The organism is Vibrio sp. 1CM23M, assembly GCF_023161755.1.
Lineage (GTDB): Bacteria > Pseudomonadota > Gammaproteobacteria > Enterobacterales > Vibrionaceae > Vibrio > Vibrio coralliirubri.
Genome location: NZ_JALNTR010000005.1, coordinates 186054 through 208036 on the forward strand (window position 1 = coordinate 186054; position 21983 = coordinate 208036).

Genomic DNA, 21983 nt, shown 5'->3' on the forward strand with positions numbered 1-21983 from the left:
CGAAATTGTAGCATGGATAAGAAGTGTCGAGCGACTGCCCAGAGGCACTTCTCATCCGAATAGCAGCGATTTATCTGCGTATTCTTTTATCTATTTGATTAGGCCTTCGCTTTTCAAGCTAGCACGAAGTTGTTCAGCACGTTTTCGGTTTACGCCAAAGTCAGAATGGCCAGTACGAGACTCTGAACGCACGATCAGTTTGCCATCGGTGATTTTAAGTTCTAAGTCATCGACAAAACGCATGATGCGAGAGGTGCATTCAACACGCAGATAATCTTCTGTTTTACTCGCGGTTTTCGATCCCGGTAAGGTTAGTGCAACCTGCTCAATCGCATCTAAGTTCGCTGAATCTGATAACTCAAACGCGGCCAATGCATGTTGCTCACGGTCATCTTGAGTTGATACGCAGTTTGGTTTGTCTCCACAAGGTGATGAAGTTCTGTCTTTCATGTCCGTGATTCCTTGGCTGCAAGCGGTTAAAGTCAAAAGAGATAGAGAAAGGAGAGCGGCTTTTTTCATAGTGTTTCCTATGGCGTTGTTTTAGTTTTAATTGTAGTTATAGGTATTGGCTTGTTTGCGACTGTTTTACGTATTTTAGTTATGCTTGTGATAAACGTATCTAATTCAAAAAAGGATCCATCATTGGATCCTTTTTATAGTAACGAACTGAGTAATAAAGGAAACCTAATCACACTTCTAGGTAATCTAATATTCCTTCTGCGGCTTTACGGCCTTCATCGATAGCGGTTACTACCAAGTCAGAGCCTCGAACCGCATCACCACCTGCAAATATCTTGCTGTTGGTGGTTTGGTATTGAAACTCTTGTTTGCCAGGAGCCTTGATGCGCCCCCATTGATCGAGCTCCACACCAAATGGTTCTAACCATTCCATCGCATGAGGTTGGAAACCAAATGCCATAATTACGGCATCAGCCTCAAGAACATGCTCACTGGCTGCAACGGGTTCTGGGCGACGACGACCTGCTTCATCAGGCTCACCCAAAGCGGTTTTCACGAATTTAACGCCAACCACATGACCAGCGCTGTTAAGCTCTAAGCCAATAGGTTGGAGGTTGAACTTGAACTTCACACCTTCTTCACGCGCATTCTTCACCTCACGGCGAGAGCCCGGCATATTCGCTTCATCTCGGCGATAAGCACAAACAACATTAGCTGCATGCTGACGAATCGAAGTTCGGACACAGTCCATCGCGGTATCACCACCACCGAGCACAACCACTTTTTTGCCTTTCATGTCGATGAATGGTGTTGGGTTATCCAGTTCCATGACCTTGTAGGTATTGGAAACAAGGAATGGCAGGGCATCATAAACGCCCGGTGCGTCTTCGTTATCTAACCCAGCACGCATGTTTTTATAGGTACCGACACCTAAGAAGACAGCATCGTAGTCATCGACCAGTTGTTGTAGTTGAACGTCTTTACCGACTTCGGTATTCATCTTAAATTCGACACCCATACCACTAAAGATACGGCGACGGTTTTCCATGATGCCTTTCTCTAGTTTGAACGATGGGATACCAAACGTGAGCAGGCCACCGATCTCCGGATAGCGGTCAAATACTACGGCCTTCACACCGTTTCGAACTAAGATATCAGCAGCAGCAAGACCGGCGGGGCCTGCGCCGATGATTGCGACCTTTTTATCGGTCCATTCGACATGCGACATGTCTGGCTTCCAACCCATCTCAAACGCTTTGTCATTGATGTATTTTTCAATGTTGCCGATGGTTACTGCGCCGAAATCGTCGTTGAGGGTACAAGAGCCTTCACACAAACGGTCTTGAGGACAAACTCGTCCGCAAACCTCAGGCAAGCTGTTGGTTTGGTGGGAAAGTTCAGCCGCTTCGATAATGCGCCCTTCATTGGCAAGCTTGAGCCATTGAGGGATGTAGTTGTGGACTGGGCACTTCCATTCACAGTAAGGGTTACCGCAATCTAAGCAGCGGTCGGCTTGTGCCTTAGCTTGTTGCTTCGTGAAAGGTTCGTAGATCTCTACAAACTCAATCTTACGTATTTTGATTGGTTTCTTCGCTGGATCTACGCGATTCACATCAATAAATTGGTATACATTCTGGCTCATTATTGGCTCCTTCCAATTATTGCGCTTGAACACGAAGTTCAGCAGAGCTGCGGCTTTGGTGACCGAGCAAGGTATTAAGATCCGCCGTCTTTGGCTTCACTAGGTAGAACTTCGGAATCCATTCATCAAAGTTCGCCAGAATCGCTTCAGCGTGTACTGAACCTGTCTCTTCTAAGTGCTCTGCAATCAAACCACGCAGATGTTCTTGGTGGATGTATAGATCAGACAGAGAAAGTGCCTCAACCGATTCGTTGTTCACACGGCCTTGGAAGTCTTCATTCTTATCCATCACATAAGCAAAACCACCTGTCATACCTGCGCCGAAGTTCACTCCCGTTGCGCCAAGAATCGCTACAATACCGCCTGTCATGTATTCACAAGCGTTGTCGCCTGCGCCTTCAATAACGGCAACAGTACCTGAGTTACGTACGCCAAATCGTTCGCCTGCGGTACCTGCTGCAAATAGCTTGCCTCCGGTCGCACCATACAAACAAGTGTTACCTATGATGGTCGCTTCGTTACAAACAAATGCAGTGCCTTGGTGAGGCTTGATAACCACCTTACCGCCCGCCATGCCTTTGCCAACATAGTCATTAGCATCGCCCGTAAGGTACAACTCGACGCCACCGGCGTTCCAAACCGCAAAGGATTGGCCTGCAGTACCGTCGAGGTACAACTTAATTGGTGAGCCCGCCATACCTTGATTACCGTAACGCTTTGCTATTTCGCCAGAGACACGAGCGCCAATTGAGCGATCGGTGTTGATTACGTTGTAGTAGAGGCTGGTGGACTGTCGCTTCTCAACTGCATCGAGTGCATCATCAAGGATCTGCTGGTTGAGCTGAGCTTTATCAAACGGCGCGTTTGGCTCAGTCCAAAACAGTGGGTGACCTTCTGGAGATACCGGAGCTTCGAGTATTGAAGATAGATCGAGCTTGCTCTGTTTCGCGGTGAGGCCTTGAACGGCTTCAAGGAGATCCGTGCGACCAATCAGGTCCGTGAGTTTTTCTACGCCAAGTTCTGCAAGGTACTGGCGTACTTCATCGGCTAGGCCGGTAAAGTAGTTGACCACCATGTCTGGCAGGCCTTTGAAGTATTCGCGGCGCAGTGTTTCATCTTGAGTCGCGACACCCGTTGCACAGTTGTTGAGGTGACAAATTCGTAGGAACTTACAACCCATTGCGACCATTGGCGCGGTACCAAAACCAAAGCTTTCTGCTCCGAGAATTGCACCTTTAATCACATCAAGGCCAGTTTTTAAACCACCATCGACTTGTAGGCGGATTTTATGACGTAGGCCATTGGCAACCAATGCTTGTTGAGTTTCTGCTAAGCCAAGCTCCCAAGGGCAACCTGCGTATTTTACCGAGGTTAGTGGACTTGCCGCGGTACCACCGTCATAGCCGGAAATGGTGATCAGGTCGGCATAGGCTTTTGCTACACCTGTTGCAATGGTGCCTACACCCGGTTCAGACACTAACTTAACTGAAACCAAGGCTTTAGGGTTCACTTGTTTTAGGTCGAAAATCAGCTGCGCTAGATCCTCGATAGAATAAATATCGTGATGCGGAGGAGGGGAGATCAGTGTCACCCCTTGTACTGAGTACCTCAGCTTAGCGATTTCTGCGGTAACTTTATGACCGGGCAGTTGACCACCTTCTCCGGGCTTCGCACCTTGCGCTACTTTGATTTGTAGAACATCCGCATTAGTTAAGTAATGTGGCGTCACGCCAAAGCGACCAGAGGCAATTTGCTTGATGCGAGAGTTACGGTCAGTCCCAAAGCGTCGCGGGTCTTCACCACCTTCACCTGAGTTGGAGTAACCACCCAAGCGGTTCATCGCCATTGCTAATGCTTCGTGCGCTTCTGGGCTCAACGCACCGATCGACATTGCCGCAGAGTCGAAGCGTTTAAATAGATCGCTGTTAGGCTCGACTTGCTCGAGTGGTAGAGGCTGATCGGCTTTTTTGAGGCTCATTAAGTCGCGTAACATCGCAGCTGGTCGGGCATTCACTTGCTTAGCAAAAGAGAGATAATCCGATGTTTCACCTGTTTTTACTGCAGTTTGCAGAGTGCCAACCACATCAGGGTTATAGGCGTGATATTCGCCGCCGTGTACGTATTTGAGTAAACCACCGTGCTCGATTGGCTTACGCTTAGTCCAAGCTTTACGAGATAAGTTATAGATATCTTGCTGGAAATCGCTAAAGCTTGCGCCTTGGATTCGAGTGGTAACTCCGCGGAAACAGAGCTCAACTATATCCGAATGTAGGCCAACAGCTTCGAACAGCTGCGAACAGCGATAAGAGGCAATGGTTGAAATGCCCATCTTCGACATGATCTTGTACAGACCTTTGTTGATGCCGTTTTGGTAATTTTGCATTGCGGCACGATAGTCTTTATCTAAAGAGCCATCATCCAACATTTTACCTAACGCTTCATAAGCGAGGTATGGGTAAACCGCGGTTGCACCGAAGCCAAGCAGCACAGCAAATTGGTGTGGGTCGCGCGCAGTTGCGGTTTCAACCACGATGTTGGCATCACATCGTAGGTTGTTGTCGGCAAGCTTGGTTTGCACTGCACCGACAGCCATCGCTGCTGGAACTGGCAGTTTCCCTTTTTCTAAACCTTTGTCTGAAAGCACAATCAGAACAGCACCATCACGCACTTCTTGAACCGCACGATCACACAAGTCATTGATGGCTTGTTCGAGATCTTGCTGAGCCGGATCGTAATGTAGGCTTAGAATCGCGTGACCATAGTGCTTTTGATTTAACTGCAGGAGTTGCTGCATGTCAGAGTAGAGAAGAACGGGCGAATTAAATGTCACACGGTAGGCGTGACCATCTGTTTCGCAGAACACATTCATCTCTTTACCGATACTGGTTGCTAAAGACATCACGTGTTTTTCACGCAATGGATCGATCGGTGGGTTGGTGACCTGTGCAAACTTCTGACGGAAATAATCAGTGATGAGACGCTCTTTAGAAGAGAGAACGGCCATTGGCGTATCATCGCCCATCGAGCCAACCGCCTCTTGTCCCATATCACCAAGCACTCGCAGCACTTGGTCTGATTCTTCGTTGCTCATCGCAAACTGCTTTTGGTAGGTCTTGAGCGTGTCATCGTCAAAGCTGCGCTTACCGACTTGCTCATCGGGCAGATCGGAAAACGGTGTGAGTTTGTGAACGTTCTTTTCCATCCACTCTTTATAAGGGTGGCGACCTTTAAGGTCATTGTCGATCTCGTTAGATTGCCACAATTTACCGCGGCGCGTATCTATGACGAGCAATTCACCTGGGCCGACACGACCTTTTTCTGCAACTTCATCCGGTGCGTAATTCCAGATACCGACCTCAGATGCTAGCGTGATTAGGTTGTCTTTGGTAATCACATAACGCGCAGGACGCAGGCCGTTTCTATCTAGGTTACACGCAGCGTAACGACCATCTGAAAGGACGATACCAGCAGGACCATCCCACGGTTCCATGTGCTTGGAATTGAAGTCGTAAAAGGCACGCAGATCAGGGTCCATGTCTGGGTGATTTTGCCAAGCGGGCGGAACAAGCATGCGCATCGCTCGGAACACATCCATACCACCGGCAAGGAACAGGTCGAGCATGTTATCTAGGCTTGAAGAGTCTGAACCTGTCTCATTCACAAAAGGTGCTGCGGTTTGTAAATCTGGCAGCAACGGCGAAGAGAATTTATAGGCACGAGCCTTAGCCCACTGACGGTTACCTTCGATGGTATTGATCTCACCATTATGTGCCAAATAGCGGAATGGTTGAGCCAGTGGCCAACGTGGCTGAGTATTGGTTGAGAAACGCTGGTGGAACAGACATATCGCCGATTCCATGCGTAAGTCAGCAAGATCGAGGTAAAATCGCGGAAGATCGGCCGGCATACACAGACCTTTGTAAACCATGACTTGTGTCGAAAGGCTACAAATATAGAAATCTTTGTCTTCGGTGATCTGTTTTTCAATTCTGCGACGAGCGATATAAAGGCGTCGTTCAATATCGCGTTCACGCCAACCCGCGGGTGCCGAGATAAACACTTGCTGAATATTGGGAACTGAATCTTTGGCAATCGGACCTAATACGTCGGTGTTGGTCGGTACTACGCGCCAACCTGCAACCGTTAAGGTCTCTTGAGCGAGCTCTTTATTGACGATGTCTTGCGCGGACTGCGCTTTGATTGGATCTTGGCTGAAGAAAATCATGCCGACAGCGTATTGCTTGCCGAGCTTGAAGTTATTCTCTTCAGCAATAATTCTGAGATAAGAGTCAGGCTTCTGTAGTAATAAGCCACAGCCATCCCCGGTTTTACCATCCGCAGCGATACCACCACGGTGTGTCATGCGATCGAGGGCTGAAATAGCAGTTCTTACCAACTTATGACTCGGTTGGCCTTCCATTTGCGCTATTAAACCAAATCCACAGTTGTCTTTTTCAAGACTAGGATCATATAGAGCCATTGCAATTCTCCCTTTTGCTTCTCTGTCATCCAGACAGTAAATGACTAACTATTCATATACTTGTTGTTTTTTATAAACTGATAGTTTGCTTTAGCCAGTTAAAACGTTATTGGTTGCGTTAACAAAACCGATTGATTTTATTTTCACCAGCTTTACAACGTATAGCTAATTGTGTTTAAGGTCAAGTTCATGGTTAATTATCATGCATAAACGCGATTAGCCACTTAATAATCTAAAATAGTCGATGGATATCAATGAGATATATAAGGTTGATGTTAACGAGATTTAACATATACAACAGGATGATTTTGAAAACGACAAATGCCAGATAGAAAAAAGGCTAGCATCGAGTGCTAGCCAAATATAAAAGTTAGGAAGGGTGTTGCTTTTCCTCTAGGCTAACGTCATCGACGTTAGCCTGAGAAATATTATGCGGAAAGCATGAGTGAATCAGCTTTCGCTTCTAAGTTTGAGTTACCCATTAAGAAGTCATCAATGGCAATTGCACATTCACGACCTTCATTAATACAACGTACAACTAGAGATTGACCAGTACGCATATCACCAGCAGCGAAAACACCTTTCTGGTTCGTTGCAAAACCTTCAGAAGCGACGTTACCGCGCTCGTCCAGTTTAATGTCTAGTTGAGCAAGCACACCAGTTGGCTCTGGGTGTAAGAAGCCCATTGCTAGGAATGCCATGTCACAAGGAATAACACGTTCAGAGTTCACGACTTCATCAAAGCCTGGACGCTCACCTGGTTTCGCATCTTGCCAAACGATGTCAGCAATACGTAGACCCGTCACTTGACCTTGCTCGTTACCGATGAACTCTTTGGTTAAGATGTTCCAGTGACGCTCACAACCTTCTTCATGTGAAGTAGTGGTTTTCATGATCATTGGGTATTGAGGCCAAGGCATGTTTGCAGGGCGCTTCTCTGGCGGGATCGGCATGATCTCAACCTGAGTAATGCTTGCTGCTTTATGACGGTTTGATGTGCCTACACAGTCAGAGCCTGTATCACCACCACCGATAACCACAATGTGCTTATCTTTAGCGTGAAGCTCTTCTGTCTTAAGATCTAAGTCGTTGGCACGGCGATTATTTTGACCAAGGAATTCCATGGCAAAATGAACGCCTTTAAGCTCACGACCTGGGATTGGTAAGTCGCGTGGAACCGTAGAACCACCCGTTAGCAATACCACATCAAACTCTTGGCGTAACTGTTGAGCATTAACATCAACACCGATGTGTTGGTTAACTTTAAATTCAACGCCAGCTTCAGCCATTAGGTTGATCTTACGATCAATCACGTCCATACCCAGTTTGAAATCTGGGATACCGAAGCGAAGTAGACCACCCACTTTCTCATCACGTTCAAATACCGTCACAGAGTGACCTGCACTGTTTAGTTGCTCAGCAGCGGCTAGACCTGCAGGGCCTGAACCGATAACTGCGACAGTTTTCCCTGTGCGAGAGCGTGGTGTTTTAGGCTTTGCGTACCCTTCACGGTACGCAGTTTCTACAATCGTTTTCTCGATATTACAGATAGTGATTGGGTCTTGGTTGATGCCAAGAACACAGGCACTTTCACAAGGAGCAGGACAAACACGACCTGTAAACTCAGGGAAGTTATTGGTAGAGCTAAGAATGTTCCAAGCCTCTTCCCAGCTGTCGCGATAAACAGCGTCATTGAATTCTGGGATGATGTTACCAATCGGACAGCCGTTGTGACAGAAAGGTACGCCACAGTCCATACAGCGAGAGGCTTGAGTATTGATCTTTTCACCAAACTCTTCGTTAAGTACGAACTCTTTGTTGTCTTCAATTCGAACTGACGGGTCGAGCTTCTTTGGAAGCTCACGACCGTGTTCTAAAAATCCAGTAGGCTTACCCATTATACTGCCTCCACTTCTTCCGTTTGTGCCTGTTGTGCTTCAGCTTTACGCTTTTCAAGAACCGCTTTGTAGTCGCGTGGCATTACTTTAACTAGCGATGCAACACTTGCTTCAAAGTTGTCTAGGAAAGACTGAGCAACTTCACTTCCTGTGAATTCAACATGCTTAGTTAGCATATCTAGTAGAAGAACTTTATCTTCTTGTTCAATTGGATCTAGGTCTACAAGTTCAGAGTTAAGCTTGGTTTCGAAGTCACCCGCTTTATCCCAAACATAAGCCACACCGCCACTCATACCAGCAGCAAAGTTACGACCTGTTGAGCCAAGGATAATTGCCGCGCCGCCAGTCATGTATTCACAACCGTGGTCACCAACGCCTTCAACAACAACCTTCGCACCAGAGTTACGAACACAGAAACGTTCTCCAGCCATACCGCGAATGAAAGATTCACCTGAAGTCGCGCCGTAGAAACATACGTTACCTACCACGATGTTGTCTTCAGCAACGATAGTCGATTTCGCATCTGGGTACAGTACCAACGTACCGCCAGACAGACCTTTACCCCAGTAATCGTTCGCGTCGCCTTCTACTTCGAACTTAACGCCTTTCGCCAGGAACGCACCGAAAGATTGGCCAGCACTACCGTGGAACTTAACGTTCATTGGTTGTGGTAAACCTTGGTCTTTATAAACCTTCGAGATTTCGTTCGACAGCATGGTACCTGCAGAGCGGTCCGTGTTGATGATAGGGAAGCTCGCATTCACGGCTTCACCTTTCTCAAGAGCTGGAATCGCCGCTTGAATCAACTTGCGGTCTAGAACGTCTTCTAGGTTGTGGTTTTGTTGTGTCTGGTTGTAGATACCATCTTCTTCACGTGCCTGCTCAATATGCAGTACAGGTGTTAGGTCTAGGTTCTTGTACTTCCAGTGACCGATGTCATCACGAACTTTAAGTTTGTGCGATTGACCCACCATCTCATCGATAGAGCGGAAGCCAAGTTCAGCCATTACTTCACGCAGACCTTCAGCCATGTATTGGAAGAAAGTGACTACGTCTTCTACGCGGCCGTCGAAACGTTCACGCAGGGTCTTGTTCTGTGTTGCGATACCAACAGGACATGTATTCTTGTGACACTTACGCATCATGATACAGCCTTCAACCACTAGAGCTGCTGTTGCTACGCCCCATTCTTCAGCGCCAAGTAACGTTGCTACTGCAAGGTCACGTGGTGTTTTCATCTGACCATCAGACTGAACAACGATACGGTTACGTAGGCCGTTTTTCAGTAGTGTTTGGTGAGTTTCCGCTAGACCCAGCTCCCAAGGCAGACCTGTGTGACGGATAGAAGACATCGGAGATGCACCCGTACCACCATCAAAACCTGCGATAAGTACTACGTCAGCTTTCGCTTTCGCTACACCAGATGCAATCGTACCTACGCCAGCTTCTGATACTAGCTTCACGTTTACACGGCCATTACGGTTCGCGTTTTTCAGATCGTAGATCAGCTGAGCCAAATCTTCGATTGAGTAGATATCGTGGTGTGGCGGTGGCGAGATAAGACCTACGCCCGGAGTCGAGTGACGCGTTGCGCCGATCCAGTCATCAACCTTATCACCAGGTAGTTGACCACCTTCGCCCGGTTTCGCACCTTGAGCCATCTTGATTTGTAGCTCATCAGCGTTAGATAGGTAGTAAGACGTTACACCAAAGCGACCAGAAGCCACCTGTTTGATTGCTGAACGTTCCCAGTCGCCGTTTTCTTTGCGTTCGAAACGTGCTGGATCTTCACCACCTTCACCTGAGTTTGATTTCGCACCAATGCGGTTCATCGCAACAGCCAGTGTTGAGTGAGCCTCATGCGAGATTGAACCAAAGCTCATTGCGCCGGTTGCGAAACGCTTAAGGATGTTCTCGATTGGTTCTACTTCTGCTAGAGGAATAGAGCCTGCAGGGTTCTTGATAAAGTCCAGTTGGCTACGTAGCGTTGCTGCGTTGTCGCCTTGGTCATCAACTGCTTTTGCGTACTTCTTGAACTGACCGTAATCTTTGTTACGCGTCGATTCTTGAAGTAGAGAAATCGTTTCAGGGTTGAATAGGTGCTTCTCGCCACGTTGTTTCCACTGGTAAACACCACCAACATCAAGGATCTGAGCTGGGATTTCACGAGCTGGGTAGCCAACACGGTGACGAACCAATACTTCTCGCGCGATATCGTCGATCGTTAGACCTTGGATACGAGAAACAGTACCTGTGAAGTATTTTTCAACCACTGATTTGCTAACACCAAGTGCTTCAAAGATTTGTGCACCGTGGTAAGACTGTAGCGTAGAGATCCCCATCTTAGAGAAGATCTTAAGTAGACCGCCGTTAACACCTTTACGGTAGTTATCGAATAACTCACGTGGGTGTACGTTTGGATCTAGTTTCTTCGTACGTTGCAGTTCAACAATCGTTTCAATAACTAGGTATGGGTTAACTGCGTTCGCACCGTAACCGATAAGCGTTGCAAAGTGGTGTGTCTCACGAGCGTCGCCGGTTTCAACAACGATGTCACACTTAGCACGTAGGCCTTTACGGATTAGGTGGTGGTGAACCGCGCCAACAGCCAGCATTGCTGGAATAGCAGCGTGGTTAGAGTTAACCGCACGGTCTGTCAGTAGGATGATAGAGTAACCATCAATCACTGCGTCTTCTGCGTATTGGCAGATACGCTTAAGTGCGCGCTCTAACTTACCTTGGTCGCCATTTGCTTGGAATACGATGTCCAGCGTCTTCGCTTGAAGGTGCTCGTTATCGATTGCACGCAGTTTTTCTAACTCAGAGTTAGACAGTACTGGAGACTCAAGCTCTACTTTTTGACAGTGCTCAGGTGTTTCAGCAAGTAGGTTCTGATCCTTACCTAGGTAAGTGTTCAGAGACATAACCATGCGCTCACGAATCGGGTCGATCGGCGGGTTGGTTACTTGTGCAAACAACTGTTTGAAGTAGTTTGAAAGGTGCTGCGATTGGTGAGAAAGAATCGCTAGCGGCCAGTCAGCACCCATTGCAGAAAGTGGCTCGTAGCCTGTTTTCGCAAGAGGTAGAATGATTTCGTTTACTTCTTCAGAGCTCACGCCAAACGATTGTTGTTTGTGTAGTAGTTTCTCTGGAGAAGGTTGGCTAAATTCGTTGCTCGCATCTGGTAGCTTTTTCAAGCTCAGAAGGTTCTCTTCAACCCACTTTTCGTAAGGTTGTGCTTTAGCAATGCTGTCTTTCACTTCTTCATCAGAAATGATGCGGCCTTGCTCAAGGTCAGCAACGAAGATACGACCTGGTTGTAGACGACCACGATATTCAACGTTTTCAGGTGCGATCTCAACAACACCAGACTCTGACGCCATCACTAGGAAGTCGTCTTTAGTTACTGTGTAGCGAGAAGGACGCAGACCGTTACGGTCAAGAGTTGCACCAACTTGAACACCATCGGTGAAACATACTGACGCTGGGCCATCCCATGGTTCCATTACGTTCGCGTGGTACTGGTAGAACGCACGACGAGTTGGATCCATGTTTTTGTTTTCTTGCCATGCTTCCGGGATCATCATCATCAACGCATGTGGCAGAGTACGACCTGAAAGAACAAGTAGCTCAAGCGCCATATCGAAGTTTGATGAGTCTGAGCTACCTTCTTGACAGATAGGAAGCAGCATGTCGATTTCAGCTTGTGTAAACAGATCCGATTCTAGGATTGCTTCACGTGCTTTCATCCAGTTCAGGTTGCCGCGAACCGTATTGATTTCGCCATTATGCGCGATGTAACGGAAAGGCTGAGCTAGACGCCAACGAGGGAATGTATTGGTAGAGAAGCGAGAGTGTACAAGTGCTAGAGCTGTCACCATAGTTGGGTTTTGCAGGTCTAGGAAGTACTGAGGAACTTGTTCAGTTGTTAGCTGGCCTTTGTACACCAATGTCTTGTAAGACATAGAGTTGATGTAGAAGTCATCACCGATATTTGAAACGCTTTCTAGGCATACACGAACGGTGTAGTTACGTAGAACATACAGTTTACGCTCAAGCTCTTCTGGTGTGATACCAGGGCCGCCAGAAATAAATACGTGTTCAAATTGAGGTTCAGTGCTTAATGGGTCAGCACCAATCATTGAATTGTCAGTTGGAAGTTCACGGTAGCCGATAACTTCTAACTCAAGGCGTTGTGCATTGCGTTCTAGAATGTCACGACACTGTGCACGTTTGTATTCATCTTTAGGGAAAAGTACAACACCAACACCATATTTTTCAAAAGATGGCAGTTTAATTCCAAGCTTTACGGCTTCTTCTAGTAAGAATTCGTGCGGCTTCTGTAGCAGGATACCTGCACCATCACCAGAACACGGATCGCAGCCTTGGCCGCCACGGTGTTCCATACGTGCAAGCATATCGAGTGCTTGAGTTACTACATCATGAGATTTGCGATTCTTTAGATGCGCAACAAAACCGATACCACAAGCGTCATGCTCCAATTCAGGAGTATACAGACCCTGTGAGTTCTGCTCTTGATCTACCATAGATACATCCTTCCAGTTAAATCTAGGCGCAACTTATTTGTATAAAGTCAGCCTTGTCCTTTTATATTTATGGGTCTAAACCTGCCTATGCTGGCGGTTTGAATCCTTTCCGTATCTCGCAGGAAAAGTATTGCGAGAAAAACAATCCTTAGTGATACCTGTTTATTTTTAACCACAAACTAGTGGTTTATATAGGTGGGAGTTAGATATCACCGACTTATTAGCAAGTTTTCGTTGTAAGTAAATACTCAAAAATAGCCAATATGTGTAAGTATCCTACAATTTTGTCTAGGCGAATTGCAATGAAAGTTGACCCATGTAGACCATTTTTTTCGTTTTATTTTGAATTTAATGCCTAGCAAATGTGCAACATTAGGCAAATAGAGCCGATTTTTTGCATGTTTATTGATATTTGTTAGGTTGCTCGCAAAAAGCCTTGAGTAAACTAATTGGTCGAATTTTGCAGGGATGTAATTTTTTTTCAAAAAAAGACTGATATTCATTCTTATTTACTTGAGTGCTTTGAAAATATGCAATTACACGAATTGGTCAATACTATCGGCCAAGACCTTCAACGCCGCTATGGCGAGAAGGTTCACAAGCTGACGCTTCATGGTGGTTTCAGCTGCCCAAACCGAGACGGGACAATTGGCCGTGGAGGTTGCACGTTTTGTAACGTGGCTTCCTTTGCCGATGAACAAACTCAAATTCAAAGTATTGCTGACCAGCTAAAAGATCGTGCGGGTGAGATTGCTCGTGCCAAGAAGTACCTGGCTTACTTTCAGGCGTACACCAGCACTTATGCTGAGGTGCAAGTGCTCAAGAATATGTATGAAGAGGCGCTAAAAGCACCCGGTGCAGAGATCGTCGGCCTTTGTGTTGGTACGCGACCAGACTGTGTGCCTGATGCGGTGTTGGATCTGTTAGCGGGCTACGTTAAACAAGGCTATGAGATTTGGCTCGAGCTTGGCCTGCAAACCGCCAATGATAAAACCCTCAAGCGAATTAACCGCGGCCACGATTTTGCAGTGTATGAAACGATCACCCAACGCGCACGCGCTTTAGGTATCAAGGTGTGTACTCATCTGATTGTTGGCCTACCAAAAGAAACCAAAGCGGATAACCTTGAAACCTTAGACAAGGTATTAGCCGTTGGCACCGATGGTATTAAGCTGCACGGCCTTCATATAGTAGAGGGCAGTACCATGGCTAAGGCGTGGAAGGCAGGAAAGCTAGAAGCCCCAAGCCTCGAAGAGTACATCGATATCGCGAGTGAGATCATTCAACGCACGCCTGCGGACGTGGTTTATCACCGTGTTTCTTCAGCGGCGAGACGCCCAACGTTACTTTCTCCTTTATGGTGTGAGAACCGCTGGTTAGCGATGACTGAAATAGGTCGTTCGTTGGATAAAACCGGTGCTCAAGGCATCAAAACGGGCTCTGCATTCGAGTACACGTTGCCTGTTTTAAACGCGGCCAATTAATAGAAATGGGTGACTGTAGGTAACAGCAGATAAAACCAATAAATAGTGGTAACATTTCCCTCACAGATTTTATGGTATAGATTGAGAGTAAATGGAACTGGTAATGACTTGGTTGTGGGACAGGGCGTATGGCTACGGTATTTATATCGTTGTTGTATTGCTGATTGCTCTCATCTGCTGGCATCTCTATTCTCGTTATCAGTCGCATATCGAAACGCTTCTACTTGCTACCCCGTCGCCACTCTACTTTGTTGATGTTCGAAGTGGCGAAATACTCTATGCCAATCGCCAAGCCATGCAGTTGCTTGGTATCCGCCAAATCGGTGTTAATTTTCGCTTTCCTACTGTGGAAAGTGAGAACAGCTTTCGTCACTACTTAACCAACCACATCAACTCTCGAGCCTTCGAGCAGGTCTCCCTGTGGGCGCTTTCTGAATTTGAGTCGTTCAAGATCAACCTAGTCGGTCGTAAGATCCATTTTAGAAATAAGCAGGCTTGGATGATTCACGCCTCACCTTATAAAAACACTAACGAAGAACTGTCCCAAGAAGTTCGAGAACTGAATGTTGCTCGTACCGCTTTGGATTCTTTGTCTGAGCTGATCTACGTGAAAGATCAGAAAGGTCAGTTAGTGACGAGTAATCGCTCGTTTAAAAAGTTTTGGCATGGTCGTGCTGAAGAGGGCACCCTGAGTGTTTCTGGTGGAGTATTAAAAGGTCGTGTAAGTGAACGCTCTTGGACTACAGATCAAGATGGAAAAAGCTGCTTGCTTGAAACCTACCAAAGTGTCTTGCTCTCACAAGACGGATCAACCATCGGCACGCTCTCTATTAGCCATGATGTGACCGATTGGCATGACATGCAGCAGAAGCTGCGTGGCGAAATGGAGAAGCGAAAAGATACCGAAGTGGCACTTGCGCAGCGTGACACCATCTTGCAAAACATTCTGGAGGCCAGCCCAGACTCGATTGGTATCTTTAATGAAAACATGGTTTATCAAGCGTGTAATAAACCATTTGTGGCTGCGCTGGGTATCTCTGAAGTCAGTGACTTGATCGGTAAACGTTTACAAGATGTGGTGCCACATAGCATCTATACGCGAATATCAGAAACCGATCATCAAGTGCTTCATCAAAGTAAATCGCTGCGTTATATCGACAAAGTGGTCTCAAGTGATGGAGCATTTACTTGGTATGATGTAGTCAAATCACCGTTTAGAGATCCAGCATCGAGCACTAATGGTGTGTTGATCATGGCGCGTGATATTACAGAGCGTTATCTAGCAGAACAAAAGCTTGAAGAAGCCAACCTTGAACTTGAACGCCTCAGCTTTATGGATAGCTTGACTAAAGTTTCTAACCGACGTCGTTTCGATGAACAGCTCTCTACACTGTGGCATTATCATGTGCGTGAGAAGCTGCCACTGACGATCATGCTATGTGATATCGACTTCTTTAAAGGCTACAACGACTTTTACGGACACCAACAAGGCGATGATGCTTTGATTCAGGTTTCTCAGGCATTTAAGCAGGTGTTGAATCGTTCATCTGATTGTGTGGCTCGTTATGGTGGTGAAGAGTTCGGCTTTATTCTGCCAAATACAACGACCGAAGGTGCTCAGCTGGTGGCGCAGCGTATTCATGACGAAGTCCTAAAATTGGAACTTGCGCATGAGAAGTCGACAGTCTCTGAATTCATCACGGTGAGTATTGGTATTATCTCTTACATTCCTACACCTGATGATGAAATGGAATCGGCTGTTGCCTTGGCTGATAGTGCGTTGTATCAAGCGAAATCAGACGGTCGCAACCGTTCAATGGTGCATCCATACTCAATTCGCTAACGCTATAAAATTGGCAATTTGATTATCCCCGGCTATTTTTGCTTAGTTAGTATTTGTATTGGTTAATTAACCTTCGAAATTACCGCTGAACACTTGCTGCGTGTGATGTAGCTAGCTTACCTCCCATCTTCAAACAGGGTAGAATGTTGCTAGTCTTATCGCATGGAGCGCTAAATGAAACCCATGAAAAATCTTGCCCAGTATTACGTGGATCTACTCGTAAAACTGGGGATTGTCCGCTTTTCTATCTTACTCGCCCTAGCGCTTGTTGCCCTCGCTGTTGTTGTGCAAGTCGGTATCACCCTCGCACTCAAAGGCAATGTTGATGACATCGACATTGTCCGTTCAGTTTTCTTCGGTTTAGTGATCACGCCTTGGGCGGTTTATTTTCTGTCAGTAGTCGTGGACCAGTTGGAAGAATCACGTCAAAGGTTAGCGAAATTGGTCTCTAAACTTGGCGACATGCGTGAGCGAGACCAAGAACTCAACAATAAAATGCAGCTCAATATTGAGAAGCTTAATCAAGAAATTGAAGAGCGTGAAAAAGCGGAAGAAGCGCGCGCAGAAGCAATGCAAGATCTCGAAAACGAGGTGTTCCAGCGCGAGCGTACTCAGCTTGAACTCGCAGAACGTACTGCACTGTTACGCTCGTTTATCGATGCCTCGCCTGACCTTATTTACTACCGTAATGAAGATGGTGTGTTCTCTGGTTGTAACCGTGCGGTTGAAGAGCTCACTGGTAAAACAGAAAAAGAGCTAGTTGGTTTAACGCCTTGGGATGTTTACAGCAAAGAGGTCGCTCAGCAAGTTGTTGAAACCGATAAGAAAGTATTTGCTGACAACCAAGCACTGACTTATGACCAATGGCTTGAATACCCAGATGGCCGCAAGAGTTATTTCGAACTGCGTAAAGTCCCTTTCTACAGCAAAGATGGCCGCCACTTAGGTTTAGTCGGTTTCGGCCGCGATATCACTGAGCGCAAAGAGCACCAAGAGTATCTAGAAAAAGCCAGCCGCGATAAGACCACCTTTATCTCAACCATTAGCCACGAGTTAAGAACGCCGCTCAATGGCATTATTGGTTTAAGTCGCATGCTGCTTGATAGCCAACTGACCACTGAGCAGCGTAAACAGATGCAGACCATCAAGGTGAGCGCGGTGACATTGGGTAATATTTTCAACGATATTATCGACATGGATAAGTTCGACCGCCGTAAGCTTGAGCTCTTCCCAACGCCTATCAACTTTGAAGATTTCGTTGTCGAGATCGAAAGTATCTCTGCATTGATGGCAGAGCAGAAAGGGTTAAGGTTCGATCTAGAAAGGTTGTCTGATCTTCCTGCTGCTGTTGAGGTGGATGGTACTCGTCTTCGACAGGTACTGTGGAACCTTGTTAGTAACGCGATGAAGTTCACCAAAGATGGTGGAGTGGTGATGACAGTCAGCGCCGACATTGATGGTGACTTTGCCAACATTACAATGGAAGTGGAAGATACTGGTATTGGTATTCCTGAAAGTGAAATCGAGAAGATTTTCGCGATGTACTATCAGGTGAAATCGGGCACGGACAACTTGCACGCTGTCGGCACGGGTATTGGTCTTGCTGTCTCTCAACAGCTAATCAATATGATGGATGGCCACATTGAAGTCACCAGTGAAGAGGGCTTTGGCAGTACCTTTACGGTTTCGATTCGAGTTCCAGTGAATCACGATACTCAGGCTCTGATCAAAACGCCAAGAAAACAGTCGAATCTTAAGATCTTTATGGTCGAAGACATTGAACTCAATATCACAGTGGCTCGCTCTCTACTTGAAAGCCTTGGCCATGAAGTGACCGTCGTGATGACGGGTAAAGAGGCGCAAATTGCTTTCAATCCTGAAGACTATGATTTGGTGTTGTTGGATATCCAACTGCCAGATATGACGGGTTTCGATATTGCTCAATACTACCGCGAGAAATACAGCCAGCTACCGCCTTTGGTGGCGTTAACTGCGAACGTATTAAACAACAAGCAAGAGTACTTCCAGAAAGGCATGGACGAAGCGATCAGTAAACCTTTGTCGGTTCGAGCTATCCAAGATGTCATCAGTGAACTTATCGAAGATGCACCAGAGGTAATTGAGAAGGTAGCGGGCACGGATAAGGTTGAGAGCATTGATAAAGTCGACGCGAGTAAGCCTGTTCTTTCAGCAATTGATACCACTTTGCTTGATATTGATATGCTAGAGTCTTATGTTGATATTGTTGGACCTAAACCGGTTTTGGATAGCATCGCGATGTTCGAAGATATGATGCCGGAGTATATGGAAATATTGAACTCCAACATGGTCGCGAAAGATAAAGCCAGTATCGTTTCTGAAGCACATAAGATTAAAGGTGCAGCAGGTTCTATTGGCCTGAAACGCATCCAACAAGTTGCCCAGAAAGCTCAATCTCCAGATATGCCTGCGTGGTGGGAGAACATTTCAGATTGGGTTGATGAGATAAATAACGAATACCAGAATGACATTGAAGTCTTAAAGAGTTGGTTAAACCAAAGGTAGAAGAATAATGAAAAAATTAGCATTCGCCGCATGTGTAGTGGCATTAGCGGGTTGTTCTACGCCACAAGTAGAATGGCAGCAAGATAATCAAGTCGAAGTATCTGCAGCAACAGTTACCATGAAAAGCAACCTTTGGCACAACAAGATGCCAACGATTGGCGAGACTCAAGATAAGACCCTGCATGGTTCTATCTACCTAGAGTCAGACTCACAACTGCCAGCAACGCTTGCGGTTGAGAGTGTTACGGTTAAACAGGGTGCAGACACCTTGTTGGTAACGGCTGACGATCTTGATTTAAGAACACACAGTGAAACTCAATGGGAAGTCGCGTTTGTATGGCAGTTAGAAATCGACAGTGATAAGCCTGTTGATGTGGCGGTGGAACTTAAAGATGGCGAAACCGTGAAGTGGCTAGTAGAGAAAGACGTTAAGGTGGATACGGTTTATTAAAACCTTATCCAATTAAGAACAATAAAAAAGGGAGAATGCGTTGGCATTCTCCCTTTTTAATAACTATTGATGACGCTTCTAATGTTCAAAGTACTTACTGGTGAGTAGTGCTAAATGGTCAGAAGCGCGAATCGAATTAGTCTTCTAGATCACCACAAAAGCGGTAGCCTTCACCGTGAATCGTTGCAATGATTTCTGGCGTACCAGAAACAGATTCAAAGTGCTTACGAATACGACGGATTGTTACGTCTACAGTACGATCGTGTGGCTTAAGCTCACGGCCTGTCATCTTCTTAAGAAGGTCAGCACGTGTTTGGATCTTACCTGGGTTCTCACAGAAGTGAAGTAGAGCACGGAACTCTGAACGAGGTAGCTTGTAGCCTTCGCCATCTGGGCTAACCAGAGAACGACTGTTGATATCTAGTACCCAACCGTTGAACTCGTACTTCTCAACGCTACGCTTCTCTTCTTGAACAGAGCTTGTGCTCATTGAACGGTTCAGAAGGTTGCGTGCACGGATAGTCAGTTCACGAGGGTTGAAAGGCTTAGTGATGTAGTCATCAGCGCCGATCTCTAGGCCAAGGATCTTATCAACTTCATTATCACGACCAGTTAAGAACATAAGCGCTACGTTTGCTTGCTCACGTAGTTCACGCGCAAGTAGTAGACCATTCTTACCTGGAAGGTTGATGTCCATAATTACAAGGTTAACTTGGTTGTCAGATAGCACTTGGTGCATCTCTTCACCGTCGCTAGCCTCAAAAACAGCATATCCCTCTGCTTCAAAAATACTCTTTAGAGTGTTACGAGTTACTTGCTCATCTTCAACGATAAGAATCTGCGGGGTTTGCATTTGGCGGTACCTAAATTTGTGACGAAACTGTGCTAATAGAATAAATTCTAGGCAAAAACATAACATACAGGTAATGTATTTTTGATGATAACTTAAAGTTTTCAAAAAAACACTTACTTCCAGCTATCTGCCTTCCTTGAAGTATTGCCCAATAACGTAGATCCAGTACGCCTTTCAATCATTCTTTTAGTGATTGGAGTGGATTCTATAATGTTAACAGCATGCTAACAACGCGAGAATGTTAATTCCATTCACTTTGTTGATTTACATCAATTGCCGTATCGCAACAAACTTTAATAGTATGGCTACAACTTAACCAATGTTATGGTGACTATTTAGCACCAAAACAAGAATGATTATTCGAGATGCTTCTCACATCTTGCCTGCTAAAGACCGGATTATGAACCAAGGAAGCTGAAAGCTGTCTTAAGAGTCTAGTAGATAAATATGCTCAATCAACTTTTATTGAGTAATAAATTGAGCATAGAACAATGAAAACAAAGGATTAATTTTAATAACATATAAAAGCATAGAGGTTCGCCTGACTTAACAGGTAACGCCTTACTCACGGAGGATATATGCACGATATAACACCCGACTTGTGTGATGAGTTTGAAAGCAAAGTCACATTACTTAACCTACCATTACAGAACTTCGGTCAACGTGGTGCGTTCTTTGGAAAAATTGTAACAGTTCGTTGTTATCACGATAATTCCAAGGTTCGCGAGGTTTTAGAGACCGATGGCTGTGGCAAAGTGCTTGTCGTTGACGGAAATGGCTCATGCCAGAAGGCGCTGCTTGGCGATCAACTCGCTATTCTCGCGATAGAAAACGGTTGGGAAGGCGTGATTGTAAACGGTGCGGTGCGTGATGTTGGCATGATGTCGCAAATGGACCTTGGCGTTCAAGCGTTAGGTGCATCGCCATTCAAAACAGAGAAACGCGGTGTCGGCCAAGTAAATGTGACGCTCTCTATACATAACCAACTGATTCAGCCTGGTGACTATATTTATGCCGATTGGAATGGTGTGTTAATTTCATCTGAGTTGTTAATTGAATCGTAACTGACTCAAATTTAATGCCGTTGATAGATTAGAGCGGGGAATGGTTTGTGATGTGCTGAATGCTTGTAGTTCAAACCGATCTAGTTAGTAAATAAAGAACAAGCCAAAGAGACTAAAAGCGAAACCCTAATCCCACTTCAACACCTTGCTGCCACTCTTCATAATCAAGGGTGGCATGCAAATCTAGGTTATCTGTCAGTTGCACTCGGCTGGAAACCTCTGCGGCTACCGATTTCTCATTGTCTTCGGTTTCGTCTTTATAGGTGTGCAGAGAACTGTTGAAAGAGACTCTTTCTGAGAACTGATAACTGACACCGCTTAAGAATCCACTTTCCTGTTTCAGTGCCGCACTATTGATACGTGTACCGACGTAAAGATCCACATCTGAAAACAAGCTGTAAGAGTAGCCACTGTCTATCTTCCAAGTATCGAAGCTTTCACTCGACGCGTTTTGTGTGGAGATAAAGAATTTATGAGAAGAACGATCGATCTGGCTAGGTAGTAGAGGCAAGCTATTCGCTGAACAAACAACAGGCATAGCAAAAGCCAAAAGAATAAGTAATCTCTTCATTTCCCACTCCTGATGTCATTATTATTGTTCTTCGAACGTTATCGTTCAATTAAAGCACAGAACTTGTACGTTCGCTGCACAATCGATATAGCATTTTGTTATGACTATATATGCACCTGATCACTCTTGCCTGTTCAATGAGTAAAT

General features: G+C 45.9%; 12 protein-coding genes and 1 pseudogene. 5 read left to right on the forward strand and 8 right to left on the reverse strand.

Going from position 1 to position 21983, the window contains the following annotated elements; genetic code table 11:
• Window positions 1–90 precede the first annotated feature (90 nt).
• From MSG35_RS16750 to gltB (MSG35_RS16770), 5 genes are all read right to left on the reverse strand, one after another.
• Window positions 91–519 carry a DUF1499 domain-containing protein gene (locus tag MSG35_RS16750; protein WP_017070085.1) on the reverse strand — a complete coding sequence of 143 codons (429 nt, stop codon included), beginning with the start codon at window positions 517–519 and terminating at the stop codon, window positions 91–93.
• Window positions 520–688: 169 nt separating this feature from the next.
• Window positions 689–2101 (reverse strand): FAD-dependent oxidoreductase, encoded by a 1413-nt coding sequence (locus tag MSG35_RS16755; protein WP_248384586.1) that lies wholly within the window; start codon window positions 2099–2101, stop codon window positions 689–691.
• A 16-nt stretch (window positions 2102–2117) separates the two neighbouring features.
• Window positions 2118–6581, reverse strand: a complete 4464-nt coding sequence (gltB, locus tag MSG35_RS16760; RefSeq protein WP_248384587.1) for a glutamate synthase large subunit — start codon at window positions 6579–6581, stop codon at window positions 2118–2120.
• Between the two features lie 428 nt (window positions 6582–7009).
• Complete coding sequence (locus tag MSG35_RS16765) at window positions 7010–8479, reverse strand: glutamate synthase subunit beta (RefSeq protein ID WP_248384588.1); 1470 nt, start codon at window positions 8477–8479, stop codon at window positions 7010–7012.
• Window positions 8479–13026 (reverse strand): glutamate synthase large subunit, encoded by a 4548-nt coding sequence (gltB, locus tag MSG35_RS16770; protein WP_248384589.1) that lies wholly within the window; start codon window positions 13024–13026, stop codon window positions 8479–8481. Before gltB (MSG35_RS16770) ends, MSG35_RS16765 begins: the two co-directional genes overlap by 1 nt.
• 530 nt (window positions 13027–13556) lie before the next feature.
• Between gltB (MSG35_RS16770) and MSG35_RS16775 the strand changes: the two genes are divergently transcribed.
• From MSG35_RS16775 to MSG35_RS16790, 4 genes are all read left to right on the forward strand, one after another.
• Window positions 13557–14510, forward strand: a complete 954-nt coding sequence (locus tag MSG35_RS16775; protein WP_017059306.1) for a TIGR01212 family radical SAM protein — start codon at window positions 13557–13559, stop codon at window positions 14508–14510.
• A gap of 91 nt (window positions 14511–14601) precedes the next feature.
• On the forward strand, window positions 14602–16353 hold the full coding sequence (locus tag MSG35_RS16780; RefSeq protein WP_248384590.1) for a diguanylate cyclase: 1752 nt from the start codon (window positions 14602–14604) through the stop codon (window positions 16351–16353).
• A gap of 174 nt (window positions 16354–16527) precedes the next feature.
• Window positions 16528–18897, forward strand: coding sequence for an aerobic respiration two-component sensor histidine kinase ArcB (arcB, locus tag MSG35_RS16785; protein ID WP_052880103.1), 2370 nt, complete (start codon window positions 16528–16530; stop codon window positions 18895–18897).
• 7 nt (window positions 18898–18904) lie between these two features.
• Window positions 18905–19348 (forward strand): hypothetical protein, encoded by a 444-nt coding sequence (locus MSG35_RS16790; protein WP_017070077.1) that lies wholly within the window; start codon window positions 18905–18907, stop codon window positions 19346–19348.
• Window positions 19349–19484: 136 nt separating this feature from the next.
• Here MSG35_RS16790 and arcA read toward each other — a convergent pair whose 3' ends face one another.
• Together arcA and MSG35_RS16800 are read right to left on the reverse strand one after the other, a co-directional pair.
• On the reverse strand, window positions 19485–20201 hold the full coding sequence (arcA, locus tag MSG35_RS16795; protein ID WP_004741534.1) for a two-component system response regulator ArcA: 717 nt from the start codon (window positions 20199–20201) through the stop codon (window positions 19485–19487).
• 429 nt (window positions 20202–20630) lie between these two features.
• Window positions 20631–20732: pseudogene (locus MSG35_RS16800) on the reverse strand (ribonuclease activity regulator protein RraA); the annotation flags it as partial.
• 47 nt (window positions 20733–20779) lie between these two features.
• Between MSG35_RS16800 and MSG35_RS16805 the strand changes: the two are divergent.
• Entirely contained in the window at window positions 20780–21265 is a 486-nt protein-coding gene (locus MSG35_RS16805; RefSeq protein ID WP_248384591.1) for a putative 4-hydroxy-4-methyl-2-oxoglutarate aldolase, read from the forward strand.
• Between the two features lie 112 nt (window positions 21266–21377).
• Here MSG35_RS16805 and MSG35_RS16810 read toward each other — a convergent pair whose 3' ends face one another.
• Window positions 21378–21836, reverse strand: coding sequence for a hypothetical protein (locus MSG35_RS16810; protein WP_048662672.1), 459 nt, complete (start codon window positions 21834–21836; stop codon window positions 21378–21380).
• Window positions 21837–21983 lie beyond the last annotated feature (147 nt).